The following is a 12,022-nucleotide window of genomic DNA, read 5'->3' on the forward strand; positions in this document are numbered from 1 at the left end:
CCAGTATCCGGGGGGATCGAGAACCGATCCGAGGCCGACGAGAGGCCCGGTTCGGTATGGAGAAAGGCGCACCACACATATGACCTCCGCTCAGGTCGAAAAAGGCTCGGAGCACACCTCCGAAGAGGGTTACGAGCGTGGCCTCGGCAGTCGCCAGGTCCAGATGATCGCGATCGGCGGCGCCATCGGCGTCGGTCTCTTCCTCAACGCCGGGGCGAACATCGCCAAGGCGGGCCCCAGTCTCATCCTGATGTACGCCGTCGCCGGCGTCATCATCTTCTTCATCATGCGCGCGCTCGGTGAACTCCTGCTCTACCGCCCCGTCTCGGGCTCGTTCGCGGAGTACTCCCGCGAATTCCTCGGCCCGTTCTTCGGCTACTTCACCGGCTGGACGTACTGGCTGCTGTGGGTCGTCACCGGCATGGCGGAACTGACCGCCGCCGCGATCTACATCCACTACTGGTTCCCGGACGTCCCGCAGTGGGCCTCGGCACTCGGCTTCCTGGTCGTGCTGTTCGTGGCCAACCTGATCTCGGTGAAGCTGTTCGGCGAGATCGAGTTCTGGTTCTCGATGATCAAGGTCACCGCCCTCATCGGCATGATCGTGATCGGCCTCGGCGTCCTCACCTTCGGCTTCAGCGCCGCCGGCGACACGGCCGCCGTCTCCAACCTCTGGGCCTTCGACGGCTTCTTCCCCAAGGGCATCGGCTCGTCCCTGATGACCCTCCAGGGCGTCATGTTCGCCTACCTCGCCGTCGAACTGGTCGGCGTCACCGCCGGGGAGTCGGAGAACCCGGAGAAGACCCTCCCCAAGGCGATCAACACCCTGCCCTGGCGCATCGGTCTGTTCTACGTCGGCGCCCTCACCGTCATCCTCTGCGTGGTCAAGTGGACCGAGTTCGCACCCGGCGTCAGCCCCTTCGTGAAGGCCTTCGCGATGATCGGCATCCCGGCGGGCGCGGGCATCGTCAACTTCGTCGTGCTGACCGCGGCCCTGTCCTCCTGCAACTCCGGCATGTACTCCACGGGCCGCATGCTGCGCACCCTCGCGGACAGCGGCGAGGCCCCCAAGGCCTTCAACAAGCTGTCGGTGACGAAGACGCCGGCGCTGGCCATCACGGTGTCGGTGCTGTTCATGGGCATCGGCGTGGTCCTGAACTACATCGTTCCGGAGAAGGCCTTCGGCTACGTCGTCTCCGTCGCCACCGCGGCGGGCATCTGGACGTGGCTGATGATCCTGATCAGCCACGTGCGGTACCGCCGCGCGGTCGAGGCGGGGCGCCTGCCGGCGTCGTCCTTCCCGGCGCCGGGCGGCTCCAAGGGCTCGTACGTCGCCATCGTGTTCCTGCTCTTCGTGACCGGCCTCATCGCGTACGACTCCGAGTCCCGGGTGTGTCTGTACGTGATGGCGGGCTGGGCCGTCGCGCTCGGGATCGGCTGGGCCGTGCTCAAGGCGCGTAACCCGCAGATCGCCGAGCGGCGCGAGCCGGAGTTCGAGAAGGTCGGATAGGCGCTGCGCCAAGGGCTGTCGGTCGACTGCTGCGCCGTTGTGGCTGGTCGCGCAGTTCCCCGCGCCCCCAGGTGGGTGCTGAACCGCTTGTCCAGGACGTCCCGGCGTCGGGAGCTCTCGTGGTGCTCCCGACGCCCGCCGCTCAGGCGTCCGGCATATGGGCCGCCCCGTACCACCCGTCGGTACGGGGCGGCCCGTCTGCTTATCCTGGCCAGCATGCTGACCATCACCCAGGCCCTCGTCGACCAGATCGTCGCGCACGCGCGCAAGGACCACCCCGACGAGGCGTGCGGCGTCGTCGCGGGTCCGGCCGGCTCGGACCGTCCCGAGCGCTTCATCCCGATGCTGAACGCGGCCATGTCGCCCACGTTCTACGAGTTCGACTCCGGCGACCTCCTCAAGCTCTACCGCGAGATGGACGACCGCGACGAGGAACCGGTGGTCATCTACCACTCCCACACCGCCACCGAGGCCTACCCGTCCCGCACCGACGTGAGCTACGCCAACGAGCCCGGCGCGCACTACGTCCTGGTCTCCACCGCGGACACCGACGGCCTCGGCGACTTCCAGTTCCGCTCGTTCCGGATCGTGGACGGCGAGATCACGGAGGAAGAGGTCACGGTCGTAGAGGCATACTGATCACCGTACGCCCGACCAACTCGCCCCATCGGAGACGGTGTTGACGCGACGGCCACCCGGACAGCGCCCCACGATCGAGGACGTGGGGGAGATGGGGCGCCTGATGGCCCGACTGCTGTTCGACCGTCCCTCGGACCTCCCCACGGTCGTCGTACCCACCCGGATCGTCCTGCGCGCGTCCGCCTGAGCGGTGCGGTCTGAACAGTGCCGTCTCACTTCCCGGCCGGAATCCGTCCGGAATGTGGGATCACATTCCGGGACCCGGGACGGGAATCGATACGATGAGCCCATGGTTTTTGACGACGTGAGCGAAAAGACGCCGGGCATGCTGCTCGTGGCGCGGCTGCACGTCGACCTGTGCAGGCTCGCCAGCGCCATCTGTTGACGCTGCCCCCTGCCGCCGAACGGCCGTGAGCCGCGGCGCCTCACCACGCACGACCTGCTTATATGCGCTGCCGCGCGCCCACCGACCAGACACTTCCGACAGGAGCCCGCAACCATGGCCATCGAGGTCCGCATCCCCACCATCCTCCGCACCTACACCGACGGCCAGAAGGCGGTGGAGGGCAACGGGGACACCCTCGCCGAGCTCTTCGCCGACCTCGAGACCCGGCACCCGGGCGTCCAGGCCCGCATCGTGGACGGCGGCGAGCTGCGCCGCTTCGTCAACGTCTACCTCAACGACGAGGACGTCCGCTTCCTCGACGGCATCACCACGAAGCTGTCGGACGGCGACAACGTCACGATCCTGCCGGCCGTCGCCGGCGGCATGGCCTGATCCCGATGCGCTACGACTCCCCGCTGGCCGCGGTGGGCAACACCCCTCTGGTGCGCCTGCCGCGGCTGTCGCCGTCCGACGACGTCCGCGTCTGGGCCAAGCTGGAGGACCGCAACCCCACCGGCTCGGTCAAGGACCGCCCGGCCCTGCACATGATCGAGCAGGCGGAGAAGGACGGCCGCCTCACCCCGGGCTGCACCATCCTGGAGCCCACCAGCGGCAACACCGGCATCTCCCTGGCCATGGCCGCCAAGCTCAAGGGCTACCGCATGGTCTGCGTCATGCCCGAGAACACCTCGCAGGAGCGCCGGGAACTGCTCGGCATGTGGGGCGCGGAGATCATCCCGTCACCCGCCGCCGGCGGCTCCAACACGGCCGTACGCGTCGCCAAGGAACTGTCCGCCGAGCACCCCGACTGGGTGATGCTCTACCAGTACGGCAACCCGGACAACGCGGGCGCCCACTACGCCACGACCGGCCCGGAGATCCTCAGCGACCTCCCCTCCATCACCCACTTCGTGGCGGGCCTGGGCACCACCGGCACCCTGATGGGCGTCGGCCGCTACCTGCGCGAGCACAAGCCGGACGTCAAGATCGTCGCCGCCGAGCCGCGCTACGACGACCTCGTGTACGGCCTGCGCAACCTCGACGAGGGCTTCGTACCCGAGCTCTACGACGCCTCGGTCCTGACGACCCGCTTCTCGGTCGGCTCCGCGGACGCGGTCACCCGCACCCGCGAACTCCTCCAGCAGGAGGGCATCTTCGCGGGCGTCTCCACGGGCGCCGCCCTGCACGCCGCGATCGGCGTCGGTAACAAGGCGCTGAAGGCGGGGGAGAGCGCGGACATCGTGTTCGTCGTCGCGGACGGCGGCTGGAAGTACCTGTCGACGGGGGTCTACACGGCGGCGACGACAGAGGAAGCGATCGAGACGCTTCAGGGCCAGCTCTGGGCGTAACCCCTCGTCACGCTCCTTGACGCGTTACGTCGCCAGGTGACGGACCTGGTCCCACAGGACCGGGTCCACCACACCCACCCGCCGCCGGAAGTCCCACACCGCCACCTCGCGCAGCTCGTCCGTCTCCAGGAAGCTGGCGCGCCCGTGGGCATCGCCCACCGAACCCGGCGGCAACGGGATCACCCCGGCCCGCTCGTCGTGGTACTTGCTGGTGATCTTCGCGACGACCGCGCGCCTGCCGCGCACCGCGAGCACCAGACACGGCCGGTCCTTGGCCCCCGGCCCGTCCTCGAAGGGCACGTTCGCCCACCAGATCTCCGCGGGCCGTGGCCGCGCGCTGCCGGTCCGCGGCCCGGGACGCCCCGGCGGCCGCGTCCTGCGACCCTCCGGCCTGCGCCCCCGCCCCCACCCGTCCACGAGCGTGGCGACCAGCGCCAGCAGTACCACCGCCGCGAGCGCCAGCCACCAGGACGTGTCCATGCGGACGACGTTACCGGCGCGCGATCCGCATTGCGCGCCTTCTGCCCAGCCTTACGCGCCTCCGGTCCAGCCGAACCGGTGACAGCACAGGTGAGTTCGCCCACAACAGCCCTTGGCGGAGGAGCGACAAGGGGTTTTGCGCCTTACGCTCGACGGACCGCACGCCCCCCGAGTCCCTCTTTCCCGATCTTCTGGATTCCTGGATTCCTGGATCTCCTGGATTACCGCCAGCGGAGGTTTCTGCTTTATGAAGCTCACCGTCGTCGGCTGCTCGGGGTCGTTCCCGTCCGCGGAATCGGCCTGCTCGAGCTACCTCGTAGAGGCCGACGGCTTCCGGCTGCTTCTCGACATGGGCAACGGTGCCCTTGGCGAGTTGCAGCGCCACTGCGGTCTCTACGACCTCGACGCGATCTTCCTCAGCCATCTGCACGCCGACCACTGCATCGACATGTGCGCGTACTTCGTCGCACGCTACTACCGCCATGACGGCGGCCGCTGCGATCCGATCCCGGTCTACGGACCCGAGGGCACGGAACACCGGCTGACCACCGCCTACGCGGACACCCCGACCGCCTCCTCCATGAGCGAGGTCTTCGACTTCCACACGGTCAAGCCGTCCACCTTCGAGGTCGGCCCCTTCACCGTGCACACCGAGCGCGTGGCGCATCCCGTGGAGGCGTACGGCATCCGCGTCGAACACGGCGGCAAGTCGCTCACGTACTCCGGCGACACGGGTATCACCCCCGTGCTGGACGAACTCGCCCGGGACACCGACCTGTTCCTGTGCGAGGCCGCGTTCACGCACGGCAAGGAGGACATCCCCGACCTGCATCTCAACGGCCGCGAGGCGGGTGAGACGGCGGCCCGGGCAGGCGCCCGCCGCCTGGTCCTCACCCACATCCCCCCGTGGACCGACCCGCAGGTCAACCTCACCGACGCCCGCGCGGTCTACGACGGCCCGGTGGAGCTGGCGACGCCGAGGGTGTCGTACGACATCTGAGTCCTCGTACGCACACGAAGGCCCCGGAACCTTCCCGGTCCCGGGGCCTTCGTCATGCCGTACGGCGGTCGGAACTCACGCCTTGGTGAGGTCCTCGACCTCCTCCTCGGGCTCGCGGCCCGGGGTGGGGAGGTTCCACTTGGTGATGGCGAAGCGGAAGACGACGTAGTAGATCGCTCCGAAGACCAGGCCGATCGGAATGATCAGCCACGGCTTCGTGGCCAGGTTCCAGTTCAGGGCGTAGTCGATGGCGCCCGCGGAGAACGTGAAGCCCGCGTGGACACCGAGCGCCCAGGTGATCGCCATGGAGATGGCCGTGAGCACCGCGTGGATCACGTACAGCACCGGGGCGATGAACATGAACGAGAACTCGATCGGCTCGGTCACACCGGTCACGAAGGAGGTCAGGGCGAGCGAGACCATCATGCCCATCACGGCCTTGCGGCGCTCGGGACGAGCGGAGTGGGCGATCGCGATCGCGGCCGCCGGCAGACCGAACATCATGATCGGGAAGAAGCCCGACATGAACTGACCGGCGGTCGGGTCACCCGCGAAGAAGCGGTTCAGGTCACCGTGCACCACGGCACCGGCGGAGTCGGTGAAGTCACCGATCTGGAACCAGGAGACGGTGTTGACGAACTGGTGCATGCCGATCGGGATCAGCGCACGGTTGATCAGGCCGAACAGACCGGCACCCACCGAGCCCAGGCCGGTGATCCACTCGCCGGCGTCGGAGATGACCTCACCGATCGGCTCCCAGACCAGACCGAAGAAGACGCCCATGGCGGTACCGACGAAGGCCATGATGATCGGGACGAGCCGGCGGCCGTTGAAGAAGCCGAGCCAGTCCACCAGCTTCTTGCGGTGGTAGCGCTGCCACAGCACCGCGGACAGCAGACCCATGAGAATGCCGCCGAGGACACCCGGGTTGTTGTAGGTCGCGGCTATGTCCGCGCCCGCCTGCACCTTGGCCTCCGTCACCGGGAAGGCCTTCAGGACATTGCTGTAGACCAGGAACCCGACCAGTGCGGCCAGCGCGGTGGAGCCGTCCGACTTCTTGGCGAAGCCGATCGCGACACCGATGCAGAACAGCATCGGCAGGTTGTCGAAGATCGCGCCACCGGCCGTGGCGAAGACCGCCGTGACCTTGTCGGGCAGGTTCAGCTTCTCCTGCACGTCGGCCTGGCCGAGACGCAGCAGGATGCCCGCCGCCGGCAACACGGCGATCGGAAGCTGCAGGCTGCGGCCGACCTTCTGCAGGCCCTGGAAAAGACCGGATCCCCGCTTCTTCGCGGGGGCCGCCGTGTCGGTGGCGGTGCTCATACGTCCTCCATCGGGTGGTGGTCTACACCACTCAGTGGTGTAGACCTGTTGTACACGATGGAGGGCGATATAAGGAACCCGTCAATTCCGCAACCGGAGGGCTACGTACGGTCAGACCTTCGTGACGTCCTCGACCTCGTCCTCCGGCTCCCTGCCCGGAGTTTTCAGATCGAACTTCGTGATCGCGAAACGGAAGATCACGTAATAGACGACGGCGAAGCACAGACCGATCGGAATGATCGCCCACGGTTTCGTCGCCAGATTCCAGTTGATGATGTAGTCGATCAACCCGGCCGAGAAGCTGAAGCCGTCATGCACCCCGAGCCCCCACGTCACCGCCATCGACACACCCGTCAGCAGCGCGTGAACCACGTACAGCAGCGGCGCGATGAAGAGGAACGAGTACTCGATCGGCTCGGTGATCCCCGTGACGAACGACGTCAGCGCGACGGAGAGCATGAGACCGCCGACCTCCTTGCGGCGACTCGGCTTGGCGCAGTGCGTCATCGCCAGGGCCGCGGCCGGGAGGGCGAACATCATGATGGGGAAGAACCCGGACGTGAACTGACCCGCGCTGGGGTCGCCCGCCAGGAACATGCTGATGTCACCGTGCACCTCGGTGCCGTCCGGCTTGGTGTACGTGCCGAACTGGAACCAGATGGGCACGTTGAGGAACTGGTGCAACCCGATCACCAGCAGAGCCCGGTTCGCGATACCGAAGATGCCCGCACCCCAGGAGCCCGCGTCGCTCAGCCAGTCGCTGAAGCTCTCCAGCCCGTCACCGATCGGCGGCCAGATCCACAGACACAGCGCCGCGAACACGATCGCCACGAACGCCATGATGATCGGCACCAGCCGACGCCCGTTGAAGAAGCCGAGCCAGTCCACCAGCTTCGTACGGTGATAACGCGCCCAGAAGAACGCCGCCAGCAGACCCATCACGATGCCGCCGAAGACACCCGGATTCTGGAACGTGAACGCCGTCACCGTGCCGTCCGCCGAGGCCACGCAGCCGATGCCGGTCACCGTCTTCGCCCCGGCGGGACAGTCCTCCGGGAACTGGCGCAGCACCGAGTAGTAGACGAGGAAACCCGCCACCGCGGCCAGCGCCGTCGACCCGTCCGACTTCTTCGCCATGCCGATCGCCACGCCGATGCAGAACAGCAGGGGCAGCCCCAACTGGCTGTCGAGCAGCGCGCCGCCCGCCCCCGCCATCACCTTGGCCACGTTCGTCCAGCCCAGCCCGTCGTCCCCGAACACATCCGGCTGCCCGAGCCGGTTGAGGATGCCCGCAGCCGGCAGGACGGCGATGGGGAGCTGAAGGCTGCGGCCCATCTTCTGCAGGCCCTGGAACACCGACTGCCACCGTCGGCGTGCGGGAGAGATCTCGGTCTCGGAGCTCATGAGTTGGCGACCGCCTGTCAGGTGGTGTAGACCAGTTACGGACGATTGGTTGCTGTGACGTCATCTTTCGGTACATACAGCGCAATCGCTCGCGAAGTTGGGCCAACTGTGCATGAGGAGACCGACATGGCCACCAAAGCTGAGAAGATCGTTGCCGGGCTCGGCGGCATCGACAACATCGAAGAGGTCGAGGGCTGCATCACCCGCCTCCGCACCGAGGTCCACAACGCAGCGCTCGTCGACGAAGCCGCCCTGAAGGCCGCCGGCGCCCACGGAGTCGTCAAGATGGGCACCGCGATCCAGGTCGTCATCGGCACCGACGCCGACCCCATCGCCGCGGAGATCGAAGACATGATGTGAGCCACTGAGCCCACCCCGGAAGGGGCTCCACCCACCGCGGGAGGAGCCCCTTCCGCATGTGCCGCTAGGCTCAGCGCCATGTCTCGCATCGACGGCCGCACCCCCGAACAGCTCCGCCCCGTCACCATCGAACGTGGCTGGAGCAAGCACGCCGAGGGCTCCGTCCTCGTCTCCTTCGGCGACACGAAGGTCTTCTGCACCGCCTCCGTCACCGAAGGCGTCCCCCGCTGGCGCAAAGGCAGCGGCGAGGGCTGGGTGACCGCCGAATACTCCATGCTCCCCCGCGCCACCAACACCCGCGGCGACCGGGAATCCGTCCGCGGCAAGATCGGCGGCCGCACCCACGAGATCTCCCGCCTCATCGGCCGCTCCCTGCGCGCGGTCATCGACTACAAGGCGCTCGGCGAGAACACCATCGTCCTGGACTGCGATGTCCTCCAGGCCGACGGCGGCACCCGTACCGCGGCCATCACCGGCGCATACGTAGCCCTCGCGGACGCCGTGGCATGGGCCCAGGGCAAGAAGCTGATCAAGGCCGGCCGTCAGCCCCTGACCGGCACCGTGAGCGCCGTCTCGGTCGGCATCGTGGGAGGGGTACCGCTGCTGGACCTCTGCTACGAGGAGGACGTCCGCGCCGAGACCGACATGAACGTCGTCTGCACCGGCGACGGCCGCTTCGTCGAGGTCCAGGGCACCGCGGAGGCCGAGCCCTTCGCCCGCGACGAACTCAACTCCCTGCTCGACCTTGCGGTTTCGGGCTGCACGGAACTCGCTGTCCTCCAGCGCAAGGCCCTTGATACCGTCCTCGAAAAGTAAAGGACGCACCAAGAAAAGTGGTCGGAACGGGCAACCCGGCCGCCCGCGCTCGCGTCACTACCGGTACGGGCGTACGGCACACCACCGTACGCCCGGCCAGTACACGGGGGCCCTTGGGGCTGAGCAAGGGAGGACCATCACCATGGCCGAGAGCCGACGCCGTCGAGGTACCGCCATCGCCGCAGTAGTGGCGGCCGTTGGATTGACGGTGGGACTCACGACCGGCTGCGACGCGGTCAACAAGGCCCTGGACTGCGTCCAGACCGCCGAGGCCGTCGCCGACAGCGTGACCGACCTCCAGCAGGCCGTCGAGAACGCGTCCAACGACCCGACCCAGATCGAGGAGTCCCTCGGCTCCATCGACCAGAACCTCGACGAGATCGGCGACAAGACCGACAACGCCGACGTCAACAAGGCCGTCGACAACCTCAACGAGGCGGTCAACAACGTCCGTACGGCGGTGAAGAACGGCGACGAGACGCCCGACCTCAGCCCCATCACGGACGCGGCAGGCGAGTTGACGAAGGTCTGCACGTCGTAAACGGGGCCGGGCGGGCCGGGTGAGACGGCGATACTGGACCCCATGACCCGCCTGATCCTCGCCACACGCAACGCCGGAAAAATCACCGAACTCCACGCCATCCTCGCCGACGCGGGCCTGCCCCACGACCTGGTCGGCGCGGACGCGTACCCGGACATCCCCGACGTCAAAGAAACAGGCGTGACCTTCGCCGAGAACGCCCTCCTGAAGGCCCACGCGCTCGCCCAGGCGACGGGCCTGCCGGCGGTCGCCGACGACTCGGGCCTGTGCGTGGACGTCCTGAACGGCGCCCCGGGCATCTTCTCGGCCCGCTGGGCGGGTAGGCACGGGGACGACAAGGCGAACCTGGAACTGTTGTTGGCCCAACTGTCGGACATCGCGGACGAACACCGCGGCGCCCACTTCGCCTGCGCGGCGGCCCTGGCCCTGCCGGACGGCACGGAACGCGTGGTCGAGGGCCGCCTCCGGGGCCTGCTCCGCCACACCCCGACCGGCACGAACGGCTTCGGCTACGACCCGATCCTCCAGCCGGAGGGCGAGTCGCGCACCTGCGCCGAACTGACGGCTGAGGAGAAGAACGCGATCAGCCATCGGGGGCAGGCGTTCCGGGCGTTGGTGCCGGTGGTGCGGGAGCTGTTGGGCTGATCACGAAAAAGGCCCCGCAGAAGATGCGGGGCCTTTTTCGTGGGCCCGGTGGGACTCGAACCCACGACACACCGGACCTAAACCGGCGCCCTCTAGCCAGCTGGGGTACGGGCCCTCAGCAGCGATGCCTACTCTACTGGGCGCCCCGGACCGTCTGCCGCCGTCGTCCCCCTCGGCACCAGGTGGTGGTGATCGCGTGGCAGTTGGGGCAGAGCAACCGCAGGTTCTCGCGCCGGTCGTCACTCCAGTCCCCGTTGATGTGATCGACCTCCAGCGTCATGGGTCTGTCGAGCCACTCCGGGCCAACCTTGCACCTGGCGCACTCCTCGGTGACGCCGACTTCGTGGAGTGCCCGACGTAGCCGCTTCGTCGCTGTCCGATGGCCGCCTTGGTGCCGTACCAGCACGTCCTCGGGCCTCTTGGAGTTCAGTGCCGGCCTTCCCCGTTGGTGTGCTTGCCCCAGAAAGTGGTCCGTCGGCAGGTGATCGTCGGCGATCCACTGACGCAGATTCTGACGCTGCGCCCCGTTGTTCGTGCGCCCCAGGCGCCGCAGCACCTCGGCCACGGAGACTGATTCGGCGACCGCCACCCGCAGTTCGTCAGCGGTGGGTCGGGCAGGCCTCCCACAGGGGCGGAAGTGCGAGATGTCGATGCCGAAGTGGGCGAACCGCTTGGTGAGGTACTTGCGGAGGTAGCCGTATGGTCGCGTGCCGAAGAAGGCGATGACTTCGTCCAGGTCGGAACACTGAGCTGATGCTTCGAGCAGCCGTTCGCGGGTGTAGTGCGTGACCTCGCTCATGATGCTCGCCCCTTGCCGCGCCCCCGGTAACTGTCGGTCGTCGAGTGGCAGTTGGGGCACAGCAGCCGCAGGTTCTCGATCCGGTTGTCCCGCCAGTTGCCGTCGATGTGGTCGACCTCCAGGGGAAGCGGCTCCCCGAGCCACACTCCTTCGATCTCGCACAGGGCGCAGCGCTCCTCCACGCCCACCTCGCGCATCGCTCGCTTGAGCCTGCTGCTCGGGATGCGCATGGCGTGTGCCGAGGCGTTCTCGACGAGGATTTCTCCGGCCGGTCGGCGGCGCTGGTTGAACTGTTGCCGCTCCGTGCGGACCACCGGCGTGAAGTGCGAGGTGTCGATGCCGTAGGCCTTGATGCGCCGCGAGATGTGGGTGTGGTGACCGCCGACCACCTCAAGCCCGAGTTGACGCTCGTCGATGCTGCGACCATCGGCTCAAGGATGTCCCTCGTCCACTTGACGCCCTCCCGCTCGAAGTGCGAGACATCCACCCCAAGCTTCTTCATCCGCTCGTGGACGTATCGCCGCTTCCAGCTCTTCGGATCCACCCCCAACCTCCGGCACGCCTCCGTCAACGTCCGAGCCCCCCGAGCCGCCTCCTCGAGCCGCTCCCTCGGATACGCGCCGGCCCCCATACCGTTCCCCTCCGTTCCCGGCCACACGTTCGTGGCCCGTACGGATCAACGAACCGCTAATCGGACAGTCACGCCTGCAAGGTGAAGGGGATTGATATCCTGTACCTCACACGCGAACGCCTCCCCAGCCCGGACCCCTT

At 67.7% G+C, this 12,022-nt stretch carries 15 protein-coding genes, 1 tRNA gene and 1 pseudogene; 11 read left to right on the forward strand and 6 right to left on the reverse strand.

The genetic code is table 11. The features are described from left to right. Window positions 1–79 precede the first annotated feature (79 nt). From ACIOHP_RS23055 to ACIOHP_RS23080, 6 genes are all read left to right on the forward strand, one after another. The gene (locus ACIOHP_RS23055; protein WP_401890272.1) at window positions 80–1,510 is read left to right on the forward strand and encodes an amino acid permease; all 1,431 of its coding nucleotides are present in this window, start codon (window positions 80–82) and stop codon (window positions 1,508–1,510) included. A 216-nt stretch (window positions 1,511–1,726) separates the two neighbouring features. Next, a complete protein-coding gene (locus ACIOHP_RS23060) occupies window positions 1,727–2,149 on the forward strand; it encodes a M67 family metallopeptidase (protein ID WP_266891813.1) in 423 nt (140 codons plus the stop codon). A gap of 40 nt (window positions 2,150–2,189) precedes the next feature. Continuing rightward, window positions 2,190–2,336: a hypothetical protein gene (locus ACIOHP_RS23065; protein WP_401890275.1), complete on the forward strand. Its 147-nt coding sequence runs from the start codon at window positions 2,190–2,192 to the stop codon at window positions 2,334–2,336. A 102-nt stretch (window positions 2,337–2,438) separates the two neighbouring features. Continuing rightward, window positions 2,439–2,534: a putative leader peptide gene (locus ACIOHP_RS23070; protein WP_310736469.1), complete on the forward strand. Its 96-nt coding sequence runs from the start codon at window positions 2,439–2,441 to the stop codon at window positions 2,532–2,534. 114 nt (window positions 2,535–2,648) lie between these two features. After that, complete coding sequence (locus tag ACIOHP_RS23075; RefSeq protein ID WP_171144370.1) at window positions 2,649–2,927, forward strand: MoaD/ThiS family protein; 279 nt, start codon at window positions 2,649–2,651, stop codon at window positions 2,925–2,927. A 5-nt stretch (window positions 2,928–2,932) separates the two neighbouring features. Then, window positions 2,933–3,883 (forward strand): cysteine synthase, encoded by a 951-nt coding sequence (locus ACIOHP_RS23080; protein WP_361539553.1) that lies wholly within the window; start codon window positions 2,933–2,935, stop codon window positions 3,881–3,883. Window positions 3,884–3,907: 24 nt separating this feature from the next. Here ACIOHP_RS23080 and ACIOHP_RS23085 read toward each other — a convergent pair whose 3' ends face one another. Then, window positions 3,908–4,363 (reverse strand): type II toxin-antitoxin system PemK/MazF family toxin, encoded by a 456-nt coding sequence (locus ACIOHP_RS23085; protein WP_361495341.1) that lies wholly within the window; start codon window positions 4,361–4,363, stop codon window positions 3,908–3,910. 247 nt (window positions 4,364–4,610) lie between these two features. Between ACIOHP_RS23085 and ACIOHP_RS23090 the strand changes: the two genes are divergently transcribed. Beyond that, on the forward strand, window positions 4,611–5,363 hold the full coding sequence (locus ACIOHP_RS23090) for an MBL fold metallo-hydrolase (protein ID WP_327717358.1): 753 nt from the start codon (window positions 4,611–4,613) through the stop codon (window positions 5,361–5,363). A gap of 75 nt (window positions 5,364–5,438) precedes the next feature. Here the strand turns inward: ACIOHP_RS23090 and ACIOHP_RS23095 are convergent, their stop codons facing one another. Both ACIOHP_RS23095 and ACIOHP_RS23100 read right to left on the reverse strand, forming a co-directional pair. Then, window positions 5,439–6,686: a PTS transporter subunit EIIC gene (locus tag ACIOHP_RS23095; RefSeq protein WP_361539549.1), complete on the reverse strand. Its 1,248-nt coding sequence runs from the start codon at window positions 6,684–6,686 to the stop codon at window positions 5,439–5,441. 111 nt (window positions 6,687–6,797) lie between these two features. Further along, window positions 6,798–8,090: a PTS transporter subunit EIIC gene (locus ACIOHP_RS23100; RefSeq protein WP_361539546.1), complete on the reverse strand. Its 1,293-nt coding sequence runs from the start codon at window positions 8,088–8,090 to the stop codon at window positions 6,798–6,800. 126 nt (window positions 8,091–8,216) lie between these two features. Between ACIOHP_RS23100 and ACIOHP_RS23105 the strand changes: the two genes are divergently transcribed. From ACIOHP_RS23105 to rdgB, 4 genes are all read left to right on the forward strand, one after another. Continuing rightward, window positions 8,217–8,450 carry a glucose PTS transporter subunit EIIB gene (locus ACIOHP_RS23105; RefSeq protein ID WP_171144364.1) on the forward strand — a complete coding sequence of 78 codons (234 nt, stop codon included), beginning with the start codon at window positions 8,217–8,219 and terminating at the stop codon, window positions 8,448–8,450. 78 nt (window positions 8,451–8,528) lie between these two features. Beyond that, window positions 8,529–9,266, forward strand: a complete 738-nt coding sequence (rph, locus tag ACIOHP_RS23110) for a ribonuclease PH (protein ID WP_109498535.1) — start codon at window positions 8,529–8,531, stop codon at window positions 9,264–9,266. Window positions 9,267–9,408: 142 nt separating this feature from the next. Next, window positions 9,409–9,807, forward strand: coding sequence for a hypothetical protein (locus ACIOHP_RS23115; RefSeq protein WP_307030109.1), 399 nt, complete (start codon window positions 9,409–9,411; stop codon window positions 9,805–9,807). A 42-nt stretch (window positions 9,808–9,849) separates the two neighbouring features. Next, entirely contained in the window at window positions 9,850–10,452 is a 603-nt protein-coding gene (gene rdgB / locus ACIOHP_RS23120) for an RdgB/HAM1 family non-canonical purine NTP pyrophosphatase (protein WP_361539541.1), read from the forward strand. A 40-nt stretch (window positions 10,453–10,492) separates the two neighbouring features. Here rdgB and ACIOHP_RS23125 read toward each other — a convergent pair. The 3 genes and pseudogenes from ACIOHP_RS23125 to ACIOHP_RS23135 all read right to left on the reverse strand — a co-directional run bounded on the left by ACIOHP_RS23125 (window position 10,493) and on the right by ACIOHP_RS23135 (window position 11,882). Continuing rightward, window positions 10,493–10,567, reverse strand: a tRNA-Leu gene (locus ACIOHP_RS23125). A gap of 18 nt (window positions 10,568–10,585) precedes the next feature. Further along, complete coding sequence (locus ACIOHP_RS23130) at window positions 10,586–11,251, reverse strand: HNH endonuclease (protein WP_401890285.1); 666 nt, start codon at window positions 11,249–11,251, stop codon at window positions 10,586–10,588. Beyond that, window positions 11,248–11,882, reverse strand: a pseudogene (locus ACIOHP_RS23135) (HNH endonuclease signature motif containing protein). Before ACIOHP_RS23135 ends, ACIOHP_RS23130 begins: the two are co-directional and overlap by 4 nt. Window positions 11,883–12,022 lie beyond the last annotated feature (140 nt).

This window comes from Streptomyces sp. NPDC087859 (assembly GCF_044742595.1).
Lineage (GTDB): Bacteria > Actinomycetota > Actinomycetes > Streptomycetales > Streptomycetaceae > Streptomyces > Streptomyces canus_F.